Origin of the sequence: Roseburia sp. AF12-17LB, assembly GCF_003479605.1 — a bacterium.
Classification (GTDB): Bacteria; Bacillota; Clostridia; order Lachnospirales; family Lachnospiraceae; genus Roseburia_C; species Roseburia_C amylophila.
The window spans coordinates 44,451-61,744 of record NZ_QUHR01000010.1; the positions used below are offsets into that span (position 1 = coordinate 44,451).

Here is a 17,294-nt window from a genome sequence, read left to right on the forward strand (position 1 = left end):
TCATCCCTTGCAAAATTATTGTATCATAAATACATCAATAAAAATTAGCAAATACAGTTGCTGCTGCTACTGTCAGAAGTCCTGCTACTGCAATGGCAAGGCTGCTCATTGCTCCTTCTACTTCTCCCATTTCCATGGCCCGGGCGGTTCCGATTGCATGGGCGGAAGTACCGAGTGCCAGTCCTTTTGCCACCGGCTCTTCTATATGAAATACACGGCATACCACTTCTGCAATCATATTTCCCAAGACTCCGGTAATGATAATTACTGCCACCGTAATCGTTACGATTCCTCCAAGTTCTTCAGATACTCCCATTCCAATTGCTGTGGTAATGGATTTTGGCAGAAGGGTTACATATTCCTCATGATTCAGATGAAATATCACCGCAAAAAGAAGCACACTTCCCACACTTGCAATGACACCGGATATAATTCCTGCTACAATGGCACTTTTATGTTTTTTTAACAATTCCAGCTGCTCATACAACGGAACAGCAAGACATACCGTTGCCGGGGTTAAAAGATAGCTTAAATACTTTGCTCCTTCATAATAACTGTCATAGTCAATCCTGCCTACACTTAATACAACCATAACAAAAATAATAGAAATCAAAAGTGGATTAAACAGCGCCAGCTTTAATTTACGCTTTAACAGTGCTCCGATTTCATATCCAATGAGACTGATTACTACACCAAAGAAAAGGGTATCTCCTGCAAAATTATTCATTTTCTTCTTTCTCCCTTCCCTTTCGTATCACATTCTGTGTCACTCTTCCGGTCACGACCATAACAATAATCGTCGTAAGTACTGTAATGACAATCACCGGCACAATAGTCGGACGCAGAACGCTCCAGGAGTCCAGAAGTCCTACTGCTGCCGGAATAAACATCACCGGCATAATTTCAATTAAGAATATCGCAGTGTCCTTCACCTGTTCTATCTTAACGATACCCGTTACCAGAGCAAGCAGCATTAACACCAGTCCGTAAATGCTTGCAGGAACCGGTAATGGCAGCACCATATGCAGAATTTCTCCAGCAAAAGAAATTGCCAAAATTAAAAAAAACTGTCTAAAATACTTCATTTCTAAATCCTCCGATTGGTATTACCAATCAAAGAGTATAATACAAAAGAAGTAAAAAGACAAGTTTTATTTAAGAATTTTTTCTAAGAATTAGAAGCAGCGATTAACTCATCCAGAGTACCAAAATGGTAGCCCATCTCTTCCCACTTTGTAAGTAGTTCATCTAATATTTCACCATTGGTCTTCGAAGTATTGTGCAGCAGCACAACAGCTCCCGGATGAATACGTCCGGTGAGTTTTTCAAAGGCCTCTTCTTTTGTTGGCTGATTATCCGGATCCCAGTCCACATAGGCAAGACTCCAGAAAAAAGTATAATAGCCTAATTCTTTTGCCATTTTCAGATTTGACTCACTGTATTTTCCCTGAGGCGGCCGGTAAAATTTTACCATCTCCTTGTCTGTAATCTCTTCATAAAGTGACTTGACATCCTCAACTTCCTTTTGAAATGACGATACATCTGCAATTTCTGACATATCCGGGTGATGATAAGTATGGTTTCCTACAGTATGACCTTCTTCCACCATTTTATTTACGAGATCCGGGCTGGTCTCTAAAAAATGCCCTACCACAAAGAAGGTTGCCTTTACATCATGCTTTTTCAATGCTTCCAGTATCTTCTCCGTATTTCCATTCTCATAGCCGCAGTCAAAGGTCAGGTAAATCACCTTATCATCGCCATTACCAATAAAATATGTATTATATTTCCGCAATTCTTCCGGTGTGGCATTTCCGGTTGGCTGTGTCCCCGATTCACCAAATCCAAGTCCCCAGTTCTCTGTTGTAAATGCCACTGCATTTACTCCCAGTAAGTCGCCATTCTGCCAGTTTTTTACCAGCACTGCACTCCCACGGCCTGCACAAAATACCAATGCCAGCATTACCGCCACTGCCAGTATCCTTTTCCATTTTTTCATAAAAAAAGCCTCATATACTCTTTCTAAAGTATATGAGACTTCTTTTATCTCATGCTTTTCATTTTAGTTCTTTCAGTCATTTACTCTACTGCCTTGAATGCTTCCTCTAAGTCTTCAATAATATCGTCGATATTTTCTGTTCCGATAGAAAGGCGGATGGTATTCGGTTTGATTCCCTGCTCTTCTAATTCTTCTGCGCTAAGCTGGGAATGTGTGGTTGATGCAGGATGAATCACCAGGGATTTTACATCTGCAACATTTGCCAGTAAGGAGAAGATTTCCAGATTGTCGATGAAATCTTTTGCCTTTCTGTCATCACCTTTGATTTCAAAGGTAAAAATAGAACCGCCACCGTTCGGGAAGTATTTCTTATATAATTCCTGCTGCTTTGGATCTGTACTTACTGCAGGATGATTTACACGCTCCACCTGTGGATGGTTATTTAAGAACTCTACTACCTTCAATGCATTCTGTACATGACGTTCTACTCTTAAGGATAATGTCTCTAATCCCTGTAAGAAGATAAATGCATGGAACGGAGATAAAGTTGCTCCGGTATCACGAAGTAAGATTGCACGAATCTTGGTTACAAATGCTGCCGGTCCTACTGCCTTGGTAAAGCTGATGCCATGATAACTTGGATTTGGCTCAGTTAAAGATGCAAATTTTCCACTTGCCTCCCAATCAAATTTTCCGCTGTCTACGATAACTCCACCAATTGTTGTTCCGTGTCCACCAATGAATTTTGTTGCAGAATGTACCACGATGTCTGCGCCATACTCAATCGGACGAACCAGATAAGGTGTTGCAAAAGTGTTATCTACGACTAATGGAATCTTGTGTGCATGTGCTACTTTTGCGATGGCTTCAATATCAGCTACGTCTGAGTTAGGATTTCCTAATGTCTCAATATATAAAGCTTTTGTATTGTCTTTGATTGCTGCTTCAAATGCTTCCGGCTCCGGCTCAACGAAGGTTGTTGTAATGCCGTACTGTGGAAGTGTATGCTCCAACAGGTTATAAGAACCACCATAGATATTCTTTGCAGCTACAATATGGTCACCATTCTGTGCAAGATTTTCAATCGTATAAGTAATTGCTGCTGCTCCAGATGCTACTGCCAACGCTGCAACTCCACCCTCTAATGCTGCAATTCTCTTCTCAAATACATCTTCTGTCGGATTCGTAAGTCTTCCATAAATATTTCCTGCATCTGCAAGACCAAATCTTGCTTCCGCATGGTCGCTGTTGCGGAATACATAGGATGATGTCTGATAAATAGGGACTGCTCTTGCATCTGTCACCGGATCCGGATTTTCCTGTCCTACATGTAACTGTAAAGTTTCAAATTTTAAATTACGTTCTGCTCTGCTTTTCTTTGTGCTCATCTTCTTTTTCTCCGTTCTGTTATTTATTTCTGTCACTCTGATGTTACATCAGATTTTTTCTATTCTACTGCAAATTACTCTGTAAATAAAGCTGTTGAATAATATCTGTCTCCATTGTCCGGTAATAAAGCTACAATTGTTTTTCCTTTATTTTCAGGTCTCTTTGCCAGTTCAATTGCTGCATAAGCTGCTGCTCCGGAAGAAATTCCTACTAATACGCCCTCTTTGTGTGCAATTTCTTTTGCCACACGGAAAGCATCTTCGTTCTCTACCGGAAATACCTCATCATATACTTTGGTGTTTAATACATCCGGTACGAATCCTGCACCGATACCCTGAATCTTATGTGCTCCACTCTTACCTTCGGATAATACCGGTGAAGATGCCGGCTCTACTGCTACAACTTTAACATCTGCTTTCTGCTCTTTTAAGTATTCACCAGTTCCTGTTACGGTTCCACCTGTACCAACTCCTGCTACGAAGATGTCTACTGCTCCGTCCGTATCTTTCCAGATTTCCGGTCCTGTTGTCTCTTTGTGTACTTTTGGATTTGCAGGGTTTACAAACTGTCCCGGAATAAAGCTGTTTGGAATCTCTTTTGCAAGTTCATCCGCTTTTGCAATTGCACCTTTCATTCCTTTGCTTGCTTCTGTCAGAACAATTTCTGCACCGTAAGCCTTTAAGATGTTTCTACGTTCAACACTCATGGATTCCGGCATAGTAAGAATGATACGGTATCCCTTGGCTGCTGCAAGTGCTGCAAGACCAATTCCTGTATTTCCGGATGTCGGCTCGATGATAACAGAACCTTCTTTTAACTGTCCTTTTGCTTCTGCATCTTCAATCATTGCTTTTGCAATACGGTCCTTTACGCTTCCTGCCGGATTGAAATATTCGAGTTTGAAAAGTAATTTTGCTTCTAAGTTATATGCCTTTTCTAAATTAACTGCCTCGATTAATGGTGTATTTCCAATCAGTCCTAATGTTCCTTTATAAATGTTTGCCATGATAATAATCTCCTTTTCCCTAAATTCATATATTTCCTATCTGTTTGATATGGATTAAGTATAATATAAAACGATGTGTACCAATTGTCAAGACTTTTTTCAAATAAATTATTTAAAATATTTTGTTTCATTGGTACACATCGACCTCGTCCATTTAAATGACATAATCGCTGCTGATATCCTGCTGCCATTCCATCAAATCCTCTAACGTATACTTGTCTACTACACTCTTAATCGCATCGTTTAATTCTTTCCAGATACGAAGTGTTACACATTCTGACTGACGCTCACAGGTGTTCACATCATCCTCAAGACACGATACCGGTGCAAGACTTCCTTCTACCTGACGTAATATCATCCCTATCGTATATTCCTTCGGTGTCTTTGATAAACGATATCCTCCCTGGGGGCCTCTGATGCTCTTAACAAACCCTGCCCGTACCAGTGTAGAAATAATCTGTTCCAAGTATTTCATGGAAATATCCTGACGTTCCGCAACATCTTTAAGACGTACCGGTTCAACTTCATCATTCATTGCTATATCAAGAAGAAGTCGGACAGCATAACGTCCCTTTGTTGAAATCTTCATACTGTACCTCCATTTCTATTTGTCTATGGGTACAGTATATTCCTTTTTTCCTACTATGTCAATAGGGATATGTTGTTTTTAATATTCTTCCTCTTCTTCACCCTCAGAGATGTCGTTCTTCGGCTTCTTTAAGCCTTCAATGACAATGCCATTCTTCTCAGCATAATCCCAAAGTGCAGCATGAATACCTTCTTCTGCCAGAAGGGAACAATGCACTTTAACCGGTGGAAGTCCGTCTAATGCTTCCATTACTGCTTTATTGGTTACAAGTAATGCTTCCTGTACGGTCTTTCCCTTTACCAGTTCTGTTGCCATACTGCTGGTTGCAACTGCAGCACCACAGCCAAAGGTCTTAAACTTACAGTCCTGAATCACACCATTATCATCAATATCAAGATAGATTCGCATGATATCACCGCATTTTGCATTTCCTACTGTTCCTACTCCGCTGGCATTTTCAATCTCCCCTACATTTCTCGGATTCTGAAAATGATCCATAACTTTTTCACTATACATAATCGTTACTCCTTTTCTTCTCTATTACTGCTGGTTCTTTACAAAATCTTCGTATAACGGTGACATGCTACGTAAATGTGCAACAATCTCTTTGATTGCGTCTACCGTGGTGTCAATCTGCTCTTTGGTGGTATCTGCGCCTAAAGTCAGGCGGAGTGAGCCATGTGCAATCTCATGTGGCAGACCAATTGCCAGCAATACATGAGACGGGTCTAAGGAACCGGAAGTACATGCTGAACCGGAGGATGCACAAATCCCCTTCATATCTAACATAATCAGCATGGATTCTCCCTCCACAAAACGGAAGCATGCATTGACATTATTGGCAAGACGATGCTCTCTGTCTCCATTGATTTTCACATATGGGATTTCCTTTTCAAAACGGGAAATCATGTAATCTCTCAATTCTCTTTCTCTTGCAGTACGCTCTTCCATGGAAGCAAATGCCAACTCTGCAGCTTTACCGAAACCTACGATTCCCGGTACATTTTCCGTTCCGGCTCTTCTCTTTCTCTCCTGCGCACCACCATGTACAAAGGAGCGGATTTTTACACCTTTTCTGATATAGAGGAAACCGATTCCCTTTGGTCCGTTTAATTTATGGCCACTGCTGCTTAACATATCAATATTCATTTCATCTACCTGGATCGGCTCCTGACCAAATGCCTGTACTGCATCAGTATGGAATAAAACTCCATGTGCCTTGGCAATTGCACCAATCTCTGCAATCGGCTCGATGGTACCGATTTCATTGTTGGCAAACATAATAGAAATCAGAATGGTATCCGGACGGATTGCAGCTTCTACATCTGCCGGATTGATACGTCCATTCTCATCCACATCAAGATAAGTTACCTCAAAGCCCTGTCTTTCCAACCATTCACAGGTATGAAGAATTGCATGATGCTCAATCTTACTGGTGATGATATGTTTTCCTTTTTCTTTATAAGCTTCTGCTGTTGCTTTCAGTGCCCAGTTATCAGATTCACTTCCACCTGCCGTAAAATATATTTCTTCCGGTTTCGCACCGATTCCTGCTGCAATAATATCTCTGGCCCTTGTTACTGCCTTGCGGCTTTCCTCACCTAATGCATAAATGGTAGATGCATTTCCATAATACCGGGTAAAATAAGGGAGCATTGCCTCCACTACCCGCTCGTCCGTTCTTGTTGTTGCCGCATTGTCCAGATAGATTAATTCCATCGGTTTTCCTCCTTTATCAATTTGCTTTATCAGCTATTTTCGTCCTATTTCCAAGTAATTCAGTCGGAACTAAGAATAACACCTTAGGAATAGTATGTCAATCTTCTGCCTGGATTTATTCCTTTTGTACTTTTATTTATCCAAGAGGGTTAAAAGGGGAAAGGGCAGCTTTCGCTGCCCTTTCCATCTATCCTCTTATTTCAGACGATATACATTATAAAAACTAAACTCTCCTGTTTGCAGTTTTGCTCTGCTTAGACTCTTTTACGTCTTCTGTAAAGTACAACTACCGCTGCTCCTGCAACGAATAACAATACTACCATGCATGCAATCGGAGTATTATCTCCTGTCTTAACCTGCTTCTCTGCTGTTACAACAGGTGTTGCATTCGGAGTTGTAGATGCTGCTGGTTTCATATCTGTATTGCTAAGTACAATAACATACTCAGATGCATGTGAGAATTTGAAATCAACGGTTCCGTCTGCATTTACCTTTACAGCCTGAACATATTCTAATGCTCCGGTCTTTTCATTGTAATAGTAAAGGTTTGCATATTTTCCACTGTTCTCTGCACCAACGTTGACACGAAGTGTAGCATCAAATCCAAATGCTCCGTCATGTGCCAGTGAAAGTTCAATGGTCTTGTTGTCCCCAGCTAATGCTTTAATCTTATCAGCCGGGATGCTGCTCTTACCTACGGTTACACCGAGGTCTATTGCATCTTTTAATTTACTTACAATGTTCTTTCCGTTTACAATCCAGCTTACGTTGTCACTCAGCTTGAAGGTAATGGTAATATCTTTTCCAATCATGCCATTGAATACTTCTGCCGGAACTTTTGTTGTATCTGGCATTGTAACATTAATCTTTGCTGTATCTCCCACAGCATCAATGGTATCAATTACTTCCTGGAAATCTTTACCCGGAACAGTAATGTCAAGATTAATCTTTTTATCTGCTCTCAGCACTACAGTACCGCCATCCTTTGCTGCCGGAATGGTAACTGTTACTGTCTTATCAGAAGAAACAGTATATGTTTTACCATCATAAAGATTTACAACTGTATTTCCTGCATATGCATTAACCGGAACTTTTACTTCTTTTGCGGTATCCTTGATATTCATACCAACATATAAGGTTGTTCCTCCATAGGATCTTGAAACTACATCATAGCCTTCCTCATCAGAACTTGCCACAACCTTTCTGCTTCCTCTTGCAAATACATCTGTGTATGCATTACGGATGCTCAGCAGATTCTTATAATGCTGATAAGTTACATTGTCCTCTGTTGCCAGAGAGAAATCCATGTCATATCTATTAGTCTGGTATGGATAATTATTTAATCCGCTTAAACCAACTTCTTCACCATAATAGATCACCGGAATACCCTTTGCAGTAAGCTGTAAGGTAGCTGCAACTAACGCTGCTGATGTTGCCTCATCCTCGGTATATCCTTTTCCGTTCATTAAGGACGCCTTAAATCCATCTTCATCATGACTGCTTAAGAACTGACCTGTCATGTATGCGTTATTAAGTGCTGTATTTCTGGAAGAAAGGAAGCTTTCTACAGAAGAAATATTACCACTGACAAAGCTTGTTGCCTGGTCATTAAAATCAAAATCAAGGTCTGCATCCATCTGACCGGTACCTAAGGTACTACCATTTGACGCATATCCTGCGCCATAATATTCTCCAATCATCTTGAAAGACGGATTTACTTCTGTTGTAGAATTTTTAAGTGCTGCCCATGTTGTGCTGTCAACATGCTTTACTGTATCTACACGGAAGTAGTCAACACCATAATCCTTCATCCATGATGTCTGCCATTCTACTAATTTTGCTCTGACATCTGCCTTCTCTGTTGCAAAATCCGGCAAGCCAGACTGCCATGATTTAATATCGCCTTCACTGACACTCTTATCCCTTAGCATATCAGCAAATGTTGATTCTGTACCATATCCGGCATGGTTTACAACAATATCAACCATAATACGCATGCCACGATTATGTGCTTCGCTAATCATAGTTTCAAATTCTTCTGTTGTACCAAGTGTAGGATTCAATTTTGTAAAATCACTTGCCCAGTATCCATGGTATGCTGCATTATAAGGAACATCTTCTGAACCTTCATCTGTTACAGCTACACCTTTCACATTCTCTACTATTGGTGTAATCCAAATTGTATTTACACCTAAATCCTGTAAGTAATCTAACTTAGCTGTTACACCTGCAAAATCTCCACCATGATACAGTCCCGGATTGTCTCCATATGTATCTGCACCACTTGCTGTATTATTAGATTCATTACCATCAAAGAAACGGTCTGTCACCATAAAGTAGACAACAGATTCATCCCAGTCGAAATCATTTTTGTTTTCCTTCACACGGTCTGTAATTTCAACATCCACTGTAGTACTGAATTTATTACCGTACTGGTCTGTTACAGTAATTGGTAATGTCTTAATTCCTAATGTTGTATCTGTTGTAGCAGAAATGGTAACTGCCTGCAATTCCGGTTCAATCGGCATTGCATTGCTTCCGCCAAGGGAAGAAACATCGATACTAGCACTAGCTACTTCTAATGTTTTCGTATCTGAACTATCCTGTTCAACCTTAAACTTAACAACATCATTTTCGTTGTAGTTAAAGGATTTATTCATAACTTCTGCTGTAACTGTTGCATTTAATTTATAGTATTCAAAATATGAGTAATCTGCTTTCTTGTACTCTTCACTGTTTGAATTGAATGCATCTACAACATAAGTTCCATTTGCTTTGTAACGATAATGTGTTTTACCATCTGTCAAGCCGCTCTTTACATACTCAAAACGCTTTGTTGTATCATTGTATGTCATTGGATACTCTGTTCCGTTTACGTCAACAGCTACAGTCATATCCTTTAAGGTGCCATCTACAAATGCTGCATCATCACGATAGTAGTATGATACCTGTTGTTTTTCTGCATCTACTTCATAGCCAACATTATATGGCATAGCAATTTCCGGCTCACTGCCGGCTTTCATGCTGGCATAGATAACCTTCTGGTCAGAAGGGAATGTAACTGAATGGTCTCCACCATCTTTAATCCACGGATCAACTGTTGAATCTAATGCGATACAAAAATCAACCTTTGTACAGGATGGTTTTGCTGGAATTGTTATTGTCCATTTATCTCCACCTACGTATGTAAAATCGGTTAATGCTGAAGCATATCCTGATGACCATGTATAGAACTGTGGTGTAATTCCTTTTTCTTTTAATCCTGGATTCTCATAATCCAATACAAGGTATCTCTTTTCCATTGGTACGATTACAGGCTTCTCATGAACCGGATCTGAACCATCCACATAATATAATACTTCATTCTCATCACCGCTTATTGTAAAAGAACGGTCTGCGGTATCAGAGCCGCCATCCCATCCCTGTGTTATGTCATAACGTGCCTTTAATCCTACTGTTTTTCCCACATTACTGCCGGCAACTGTAATGGTCTTTTTAAACCATGTCACATTATTTGCAGCATCATATTCTGTTTCATCAAAAACATATGATCCATTTAATCCGGCATTCCACATCCACATATCAACTTTTCCCAGGTCTGTGTCTGTTGATAAATCTTCATTGTAATAATACATTGTAAATGTATGGTCTGGAACCGGTGCCTCCCAGCTGTCCGGTGCTGTTTTATATACGGTTGTATCACCTTTTGTTCCGGTAACCCAGAGCTCAGTACTTGTTGATGTTACAGAGACATCAATATTATCCGTCTGTGCCCCACTGTTATTATTAAAAATGCAGCTGAAATTCTGTTTTACATCCTGTGTATATACTACATCATACCATCCGGAATGGTCAGCATTTTCTGAAATCTGTCCGCCCGGCCATTCTTTTCCAACACCTGCTCCTGTTGCAGAGGCATCTGCTCCCCACATATGATTGTAAATAGTACTTCCCATTCCTGATGCAAGATAATGAATGGTTGTTACATATTTCCAATCAGCAGGTTTTGTCTCTGACAAAGAACCATCAAACCAGTACTCTGCTTCTGCCTTTCCTTTTGTAGAAAGTGTTACTCCGTCTAACTGGTTTCCATGTCCATCATCATTTAAAATGAGATCATAATCTGTGCTGTTATCTAATGTCAGATGCATTGTATACCAGCCTTCATGACCTTCTGCTGCAGTCATGGTTTTTCCCGGCCATTCACCTGCCGGCTTATTGGTCTCATGATATATATATGCAGCAACATCATTGCCTAATGTGCTCTTATAATTAATTGTCAGATCACATTCTGTTGGTACAGACTCTGGAATCAATGTTTCATTCTTTGAAGAATCCTTATACCACTGATATTTTCCCTTATCATCCAATAAACAATAAATGCTTGTATCAGAAGTAAAAGTCTTAATCTGCTCAATTGCAGCTCCTTCTGTCTTTATCTCCGGTGCAGCCTTCTCAGTAGAACCTGCATCAACAAACTGAAAACCTGTCCACTCACTGCTCTGTACATCTACATAATAGAGTCCAGAACTTTCCTCATATGCAAGCTTTGGTTTTTCCTGATCCCCCCATTGTGAAATGGCGGCATTTCCTGCGCCAGCGTTATCTACCGTAGCACCGGCAGCCCAGACATTGACAACCGGTGTATTCCATGTACTTGGTTTGTCCAGGTACAACCGGATTGTCGGGCTCGCAGCATATGCAGTGGTTGCACCACCGATTGCCGGAACCATGGTCACAATCATGGCAAATGCAAGAACCATACTGAAGATTCTGCTTACAATACCATGTTTCTTGTGAAAGCGTTCTTTTAACTTTCTCATCTTTCCCTCTCCTTTTCGTCGTTTCATTTTATACTTTCCTGCGATTACGTTTTCCCTCTGAATACGTTTTCGCAGTTTTTCGATAATTAATTATATTCTAATTTTTTTACTTTCGCTATCCGCAAATAAACTAAAAAAGAAATTCTTTTTTGTGCATTTTAACTAATTTCTGTCTTGAAGTGCATTTTTACAATTCATTTTATACAATTTTCGCATGATGTTTTTTTCGAAAAAAGGACAGCACCGATTGGTACTGTCCCCTACAATTTACATAATTGAATTTTCATGATTCTGCAAAATAAGGCAGCTAATTCTGGTAATCCATATGCGCAATGACCATCATAGCAATCTTAAAAGTCATGGCATCCTCGAATTTGCGGATATCAAGTCCAATCATCTTTTCCAGACGTTCTAAACGGTATACCAGCGTATTCCGGTGGATGTACAGCTGCCTTGCTGTTTCTGAAATATTCAGGCTGTTCTCAAAAAATTTCTGGATTGTCACCATCGTTTCATCATCTAAATCAATATTCCGCTCACCAAAAATCTCTTTGATAAACATTTCGCAAAGGCTCATCGGAAGCTGGTAAATCAGTCTGCCGATGCCAAGCTTTCCGTAGGAAATGGTTTCCTCTTCTACATTAAAGATTCTTCCTACTTCCAGTGCCATCTTGGCTTCCTGATAAGATTTCGCAATATCCTGCAGGGTATTTACCGTATTGCCATAACCCACACGGACACGCACCATCGCTTCTGCATGCAGATTGTCTACAATTGTTTTCGCCAGATTCAGTGCTTCCTCTTCTGTTTTCAAATCTGTTGCATCCTTAATCAGGATAATGTTCTGCTCGTCTAACTCTGTCACAAAATCCCGGTTGCGGTCTGCAAAAAGATTCTTCACCATTTCTACAATAACAGAATCTTTTCTGCCATCCACTTCTATGACATAAACCAGACGCTTTGCCTGCTCAATATGCAGCTTCTTTGCTTTATTATACATATCTACAACCAGCATATTTCCAAGAAGGATATTCTGCATAAAATTGTTCTTATCCGACTGTTCCCGGTTAGAGGCAATCAGATTTCGAATCTGGCATACTGCAAGTCTTCCCACCATATATGCTTCATCATTAGTGGAGCGTGCCAGAAGAATATATTCCACTTCCTGTTCAGCAATTACTTTAAAGAAATGAAAGCCCGACAGCATCTGGCTTTCTGCCATGGATGCTGCAAAATTCACAACCTCTGCACGCATATCTGTCTCAATCTGAAATGTTGCTGCAACCTGCTTCCCGTTTTCGTCATAAAGGGCAAGTCCGATTTTGGATATATCACTGATTTCTTCTAATGTTGTCTGTAGCTTATGATTTGAAAGCATTCTGCGCACTCCTTACTTATATATAATGTGAGAAAAGACTTTTACTGATGAACAAAGAATGTGCCTTGGCACATTCTCGCGCCTGCGGCGGTCGCTTGCGACATCTACCTTATACGCCGCAGTGTGCATCCTCGCGGAGCATGTTTTACTTTACAGGAAAGCAATTTCCTGTAAAGTAAAAAACCCGGATGCATATAGCACCCGGGTTATTGCACTATATTCAGTTCGATTGTACCGAATTAGTTCGTAATTGTCAATTCAGTCTCTTTGTCGAATACATGAACCTTCTCAGGATCAATAGCAAGTTTGATGTGGTCACCTAAACGAGCCGGTGTTCTGGAATCAACTTTAGCTGTCATCTGAGCTCCTGCTGCTTCGAAGTATAATAATACTTCAGAACCAAGTAACTCATATCCGGTTACATCTGTCTCAATGATGCTGTCTTTGAAGGTTTCAATTGTAATCTGGGAATCATCGATATCTTCTGGTCTGACACCCATAACAACTGTTTTTCCGTTGTAGTTGCCTTCGATTAATTTCTTAGCTTTTGCTGGTGGTAATACAACAGTTGTATTGTCAAATGTAAGGGAAACTTTCTCTCCTTCAATATTACATTTAGCATCTACGAAGTTCATCTGTGGGGATCCGATGAATCCAGCTACAAATAAGTTATCTGGCTCATTGTATAATTTCTGTGGAGAATCAACCTGCATGATAACACCATCTTTTAATACAACGATTCTGGTTCCTAATGTCATAGCCTCTGTCTGGTCATGTGTTACATAGATGATTGTAGCACCTAATCTATGATGCAGAGCAGAAATCTCAGAACGCATCTGTACTCTTAATTTTGCATCCAGGTTGGATAACGGCTCGTCCATAAGGAATACCTTAGGATTACGAACAATTGCACGACCCATAGCAACACGCTGTCTCTGTCCACCGGAAAGAGCCTTTGGTTTACGGTCTAATAATTTTTCAAGGTCAAGAATCTTAGCTGCTTCTTCAACTTTTCTCTTAATTTCATCCTTCGGAACTTTTCTTAATTTTAATCCGAATGCCATATTGTCAAATACAGTCATATGTGGATACAGAGCGTAGTTCTGGAATACCATTGCGATATCTCTGTCTTTTGGTTCTACGTCGTTAACGAGTTTTCCGTCGATGTATAATTCTCCGGAAGAAATCTCCTCAAGACCTGCAATCATACGAAGTGTAGTAGATTTACCACATCCAGATGGTCCTACGAAGATGATGAATTCCTTATCTTCTACTTCAAGGTTGAAATCCTTAACAGCTTCAAAGCCGTTTGGATAAACTTTACAAATGTTTTTTAATGATAAACTTGCCATTGGTTTAACCTCCTAATGTTTTGTTCGTTTTTAACTGTCCTTATCATACAGGATATTGCGCACTTTGGCTATGCGAGGATTCCACAAAGATTTTTCTTTTTTTTGTATGTTCTGACTGATATTCTGTGCATTTTTTTATCTCTTCGTCAGAGTGACGAAAACCCATCTCTTTCTTGTACAATCCGACGAAAGAAATGGGTTTTCACTTTAGAAAATGTTTATCTTTTCTTTATAATTTAGAGTATCCGTAACCATTTACCATGGCCTCTAACTTCATGCCTTTTGCACAATACGGACAGTCATGCTGCTCATATGCCTGATAGCCCGGTACATCTTTCTCGGTAAAGAGACTTTCTACTCTGTGACCGTCTACTTCCTTAACAGTGGAGAAGATTGCTACTACATCTTCAATAATTCCACCGTAATACCGGATGCACTCTAAGCATCTTCTGATTGTCTCACCGGTTGTTGTTGTATCCAGCAAAAGCACGATATGTTTTCCGGTAATCATATTTTTGGTATTATCACGGAAAATCATCTGACCGCTGCTGTTCATCTCCGGAGAAATAACATAAATAGTCTCATGCAGATTGGTTGACATAAAATCTCCCTGTTCAAAACGCTCTGCTAAAAATCCGCCAATCATTTCTGTTCTGTCCATACATACAACGGTATCTACATAGGATGGATTACCGGTCTTCTGGTAAAGCACTTTTGCAGCTTCTTTTGCCTCTTTCACGCGGGCTTTCATACTGGTTACATCAATATAGTAATTGATGTGCGAATGACTGGTGGCAAAATGCCCCGGTATTGCATGTAATGCAAGATTGTTGTTTTCCTTTGAATAAAATTTGACCATACGTTCTTCCATTTGATTTACCCCCTGTTTGATAATTTACTGGATTCCGGTACTTCCGAAACCACCTCTGTCCTGGTTGCCCAGACTTTCTACTTCTTCAAAATGAATCTGCGGCTGATTCTCTACAATACGGAACTGTGCGATACGGTCATTAACATGAATCACGGTATCACGCATTGCAATTGCAGGCAGTCTCCACATATCATTGTCTCCACAGTAGGAACCGTCTACGATTCCGCAGCTGTTTGCCTGGATAATTCCGAAATTCTTATAAGTAGAACTTCTTGGCATAATGTGTGCTTCATATCCCTTTGGCAGCTCCATTGCCACACCAAGAGGAATCAGTTTAAATTCTCCTGCTTTCATTTCGACTTCTTCGGATGCACGAAGATCAATCCAGTCGGATTTGCCATCGATATATGTAAGCTTTTCGATTTTATCTGTAAAATATTTGATACGAATCTTTTCCATTCTGCTAAAAACTCCTTTTCTCCTACTGCCATTCCAGGTCGTCATGCTCTACCTTTTTATCTCTGAGCATCAGTTCTTTTACTGCATCTTTCGCAGGTTTATTTTCAAACAATACTTCATTGACCTGTTCAATAATCGGCATATCTACATGATATTTCTTCGCTAAAGCAATTGCTGCTTTGGCAGAATAGACACCCTCAACTACCATCTTTACTTCATCCATTGCCTGCTGCATGGTATATCCCTGTCCCATCAGATATCCGGCACGACGGTTTCTACTGTGCTTGCTGGCACAGGTTACGATTAAATCACCCATTCCGGTCAGTCCGCTTAAGGTCTCATATTTTGCTCCCATGGCAATAGCAAGTCTTCCCATCTCGGATATTCCCCGGGTAATGAGTGCTGCTTTGGTATTATCTCCATAGCCAAGCCCATCCGCCATTCCGGCTGCCAATGCAATGACATTTTTTAAAGATGCGCCCAGTTCCATGCCAAGTACATCCGGGCTGGTATAAACTCGTAATACTTCACTCATAAAGGTGTTCTGAACCAGTTCTGCTGTGGCACGCTTCTTTGCTCCTGCTACCAGGCTGGTCGGAATTTCTTTTCCTACTTCTTCCGCATGGCTTGGTCCACATAAAACCGCCACCTCACATTGTGGAATCTCTTCCATAATGATTTCAGATAAAGTCATTAACGTATTCTCTTCAATTCCCTTTGCCACGCTGACAATAAGCTGTCCCTCTGCTACGAACGGGCTCATTGCTTTTGCTGTGCTTCTGGTAAATGGAGAAGGCACTGCTAAGACGAGCATGTCTTTTCCCCCGATTGCTTCTTTTAAATCTGTTGTGAACATAATATCATCCGGTAAAATAACGCCCGGAAGTTTTTCTGCCTGCTCATGCTTTTCCTTTAACATTTCAATTTCCGGTGCAAGTGCAGACCAGATTGTAATCTTATGACCGTTTTTATGTAATACCACCGATAAAGCAGTTCCCCAGCTTCCGGCTCCAATGATACTGATATCAGACATTTGTTTTTTCCTTTCCTATGCTTCCTGCTTCTTTGAATGAAAACTGAATTTGTTCTCGGTTCCCTTAAGAAGTCTTCCGATGTTGGCATGATGTAAAATGATTGCCAGTCCCGCCACAAAACCGAATACAATATACACCTCCATCAGATACTGCTCCGGTACGGAAAGCAGTCCCATCTGGCCAAATACGATAATCTGTATTTCAAGACTGATTACACCAAGTATGGAACCCAAGGAAACATACCGTGTGATTGCTACCACGAGAATAAAAATTCCAAGGCTTATTGGCACTGCCAGCGGACAGAAGCCAATCAGAAGACCACCGGTACAGGCAATTCCCTTTCCGCCTTTAAATTTCATATAAGCCGGAAAATCGTGACCTAAGATGCAGCCCACACCAGCATAAAGCTCTAAGACTTTCACACTGTCCGGATAACGGTTCCGGAAAATGAGCCATACAATGACCATTGCCATAAATACCTTGCACACATCACCAATCAGGGTAAGAATGCCTGCCTTCACGCCGAGGTTACGCATGGTGTTGGTAGTTCCTACATTTCCACTGCCCACCTTACGTAAATCCACATTTTCTTTTTTTCCATATAAGAAGCCGGATAAAAACATACCGCATAAATATCCGATTCCCACTGATATTACACGTCCAAATAACATTTTA

The 17,294-nt window shown here is 40.5% G+C and carries 15 protein-coding genes; all 15 read right to left on the bottom strand.

Going from position 1 to position 17,294, the window contains the following annotated elements; all coding sequences use genetic code 11:
- Nucleotides 1-34 precede the first annotated feature (34 nt).
- A complete protein-coding gene (locus DWV68_RS11535) occupies nucleotides 35-727 on the bottom strand; it encodes an LrgB family protein (protein ID WP_117840840.1) in 693 nt (230 codons plus the stop codon).
- A complete protein-coding gene (locus DWV68_RS11540; RefSeq protein WP_117698178.1) occupies nucleotides 720-1,085 on the bottom strand; it encodes a CidA/LrgA family protein in 366 nt (121 codons plus the stop codon). The genes DWV68_RS11535 and DWV68_RS11540 overlap by 8 nt, the downstream gene beginning before the upstream one ends.
- 83 nt (nucleotides 1,086-1,168) lie before the next feature.
- A complete protein-coding gene (locus tag DWV68_RS11545) occupies nucleotides 1,169-1,999 on the bottom strand; it encodes a polysaccharide deacetylase family protein (RefSeq protein WP_118665856.1) in 831 nt (276 codons plus the stop codon).
- A gap of 80 nt (nucleotides 2,000-2,079) precedes the next feature.
- Nucleotides 2,080-3,387 (bottom strand): O-acetylhomoserine aminocarboxypropyltransferase/cysteine synthase family protein, encoded by a 1,308-nt coding sequence (locus DWV68_RS11550; RefSeq protein ID WP_022242480.1) that lies wholly within the window; start codon nucleotides 3,385-3,387, stop codon nucleotides 2,080-2,082.
- Nucleotides 3,388-3,461: 74 nt separating this feature from the next.
- Nucleotides 3,462-4,394, bottom strand: coding sequence for a cysteine synthase A (gene cysK / locus DWV68_RS11555; RefSeq protein WP_118665858.1), 933 nt, complete (start codon nucleotides 4,392-4,394; stop codon nucleotides 3,462-3,464).
- A gap of 154 nt (nucleotides 4,395-4,548) precedes the next feature.
- Nucleotides 4,549-4,983 (bottom strand): RrF2 family transcriptional regulator, encoded by a 435-nt coding sequence (locus DWV68_RS11560; protein ID WP_117698181.1) that lies wholly within the window; start codon nucleotides 4,981-4,983, stop codon nucleotides 4,549-4,551.
- A gap of 78 nt (nucleotides 4,984-5,061) precedes the next feature.
- Nucleotides 5,062-5,499, bottom strand: coding sequence for a Fe-S cluster assembly scaffold protein NifU (nifU, locus tag DWV68_RS11565; protein ID WP_022242477.1), 438 nt, complete (start codon nucleotides 5,497-5,499; stop codon nucleotides 5,062-5,064).
- Nucleotides 5,500-5,523: 24 nt separating this feature from the next.
- Nucleotides 5,524-6,702 (bottom strand): cysteine desulfurase NifS, encoded by a 1,179-nt coding sequence (nifS, locus tag DWV68_RS11570; RefSeq protein ID WP_118638929.1) that lies wholly within the window; start codon nucleotides 6,700-6,702, stop codon nucleotides 5,524-5,526.
- A gap of 254 nt (nucleotides 6,703-6,956) precedes the next feature.
- Nucleotides 6,957-11,525, bottom strand: coding sequence for an alpha-amylase family glycosyl hydrolase (locus DWV68_RS11575; protein ID WP_243089552.1), 4,569 nt, complete (start codon nucleotides 11,523-11,525; stop codon nucleotides 6,957-6,959).
- 307 nt (nucleotides 11,526-11,832) lie between these two features.
- On the bottom strand, nucleotides 11,833-12,903 hold the full coding sequence (locus DWV68_RS11580) for a PucR family transcriptional regulator (protein ID WP_118087300.1): 1,071 nt from the start codon (nucleotides 12,901-12,903) through the stop codon (nucleotides 11,833-11,835).
- A 239-nt stretch (nucleotides 12,904-13,142) separates the two neighbouring features.
- Nucleotides 13,143-14,255, bottom strand: coding sequence for an ABC transporter ATP-binding protein (locus tag DWV68_RS11585; protein WP_118665860.1), 1,113 nt, complete (start codon nucleotides 14,253-14,255; stop codon nucleotides 13,143-13,145).
- A 229-nt stretch (nucleotides 14,256-14,484) separates the two neighbouring features.
- Entirely contained in the window at nucleotides 14,485-15,126 is a 642-nt protein-coding gene (locus tag DWV68_RS11590) for a phosphoribosyltransferase (RefSeq protein WP_022242471.1), read from the bottom strand.
- Nucleotides 15,127-15,150: 24 nt separating this feature from the next.
- Complete coding sequence (locus tag DWV68_RS11595) at nucleotides 15,151-15,585, bottom strand: dUTP diphosphatase (RefSeq protein WP_117698185.1); 435 nt, start codon at nucleotides 15,583-15,585, stop codon at nucleotides 15,151-15,153.
- 22 nt (nucleotides 15,586-15,607) lie between these two features.
- Complete coding sequence (locus tag DWV68_RS11600) at nucleotides 15,608-16,618, bottom strand: NAD(P)H-dependent glycerol-3-phosphate dehydrogenase (protein ID WP_117840831.1); 1,011 nt, start codon at nucleotides 16,616-16,618, stop codon at nucleotides 15,608-15,610.
- Nucleotides 16,619-16,633: 15 nt separating this feature from the next.
- Nucleotides 16,634-17,290, bottom strand: coding sequence for a glycerol-3-phosphate 1-O-acyltransferase PlsY (gene plsY / locus DWV68_RS11605; RefSeq protein WP_118665862.1), 657 nt, complete (start codon nucleotides 17,288-17,290; stop codon nucleotides 16,634-16,636).
- Nucleotides 17,291-17,294 lie beyond the last annotated feature (4 nt).

Bases quoted from the DNA above. Each gene is read 5' to 3' on its own strand.
- DWV68_RS11535 (WP_117840840.1), bottom strand. From the start codon at position 727: ATGAATAATTTTGCAGGAGATACCCTTTTCTTTGGTGTAGTAATCAGT.
- DWV68_RS11540 (WP_117698178.1), bottom strand. From the start codon at position 1,085: ATGAAGTATTTTAGACAGTTTTTTTTAATTTTGGCAATTTCTTTTGCT.
- DWV68_RS11545 (WP_118665856.1), bottom strand. From the start codon at position 1,999: ATGAAAAAATGGAAAAGGATACTGGCAGTGGCGGTAATGCTGGCATTG.
- DWV68_RS11550 (WP_022242480.1), bottom strand. From the start codon at position 3,387: ATGAGCACAAAGAAAAGCAGAGCAGAACGTAATTTAAAATTTGAAACT.
- cysK (WP_118665858.1), bottom strand. From the start codon at position 4,394: ATGGCAAACATTTATAAAGGAACATTAGGACTGATTGGAAATACACCA.
- DWV68_RS11560 (WP_117698181.1), bottom strand. From the start codon at position 4,983: ATGAAGATTTCAACAAAGGGACGTTATGCTGTCCGACTTCTTCTTGAT.
- nifU (WP_022242477.1), bottom strand. From the start codon at position 5,499: ATGTATAGTGAAAAAGTTATGGATCATTTTCAGAATCCGAGAAATGTA.
- nifS (WP_118638929.1), bottom strand. From the start codon at position 6,702: ATGGAATTAATCTATCTGGACAATGCGGCAACAACAAGAACGGACGAG.
- DWV68_RS11575 (WP_243089552.1), bottom strand. From the start codon at position 11,525: ATGAGAAAGTTAAAAGAACGCTTTCACAAGAAACATGGTATTGTAAGC.
- DWV68_RS11580 (WP_118087300.1), bottom strand. From the start codon at position 12,903: ATGCTTTCAAATCATAAGCTACAGACAACATTAGAAGAAATCAGTGAT.
- DWV68_RS11585 (WP_118665860.1), bottom strand. From the start codon at position 14,255: ATGGCAAGTTTATCATTAAAAAACATTTGTAAAGTTTATCCAAACGGC.
- DWV68_RS11590 (WP_022242471.1), bottom strand. From the start codon at position 15,126: ATGGAAGAACGTATGGTCAAATTTTATTCAAAGGAAAACAACAATCTT.
- DWV68_RS11595 (WP_117698185.1), bottom strand. From the start codon at position 15,585: ATGGAAAAGATTCGTATCAAATATTTTACAGATAAAATCGAAAAGCTT.
- DWV68_RS11600 (WP_117840831.1), bottom strand. From the start codon at position 16,618: ATGTCTGATATCAGTATCATTGGAGCCGGAAGCTGGGGAACTGCTTTA.
- plsY (WP_118665862.1), bottom strand. From the start codon at position 17,290: ATGTTATTTGGACGTGTAATATCAGTGGGAATCGGATATTTATGCGGT.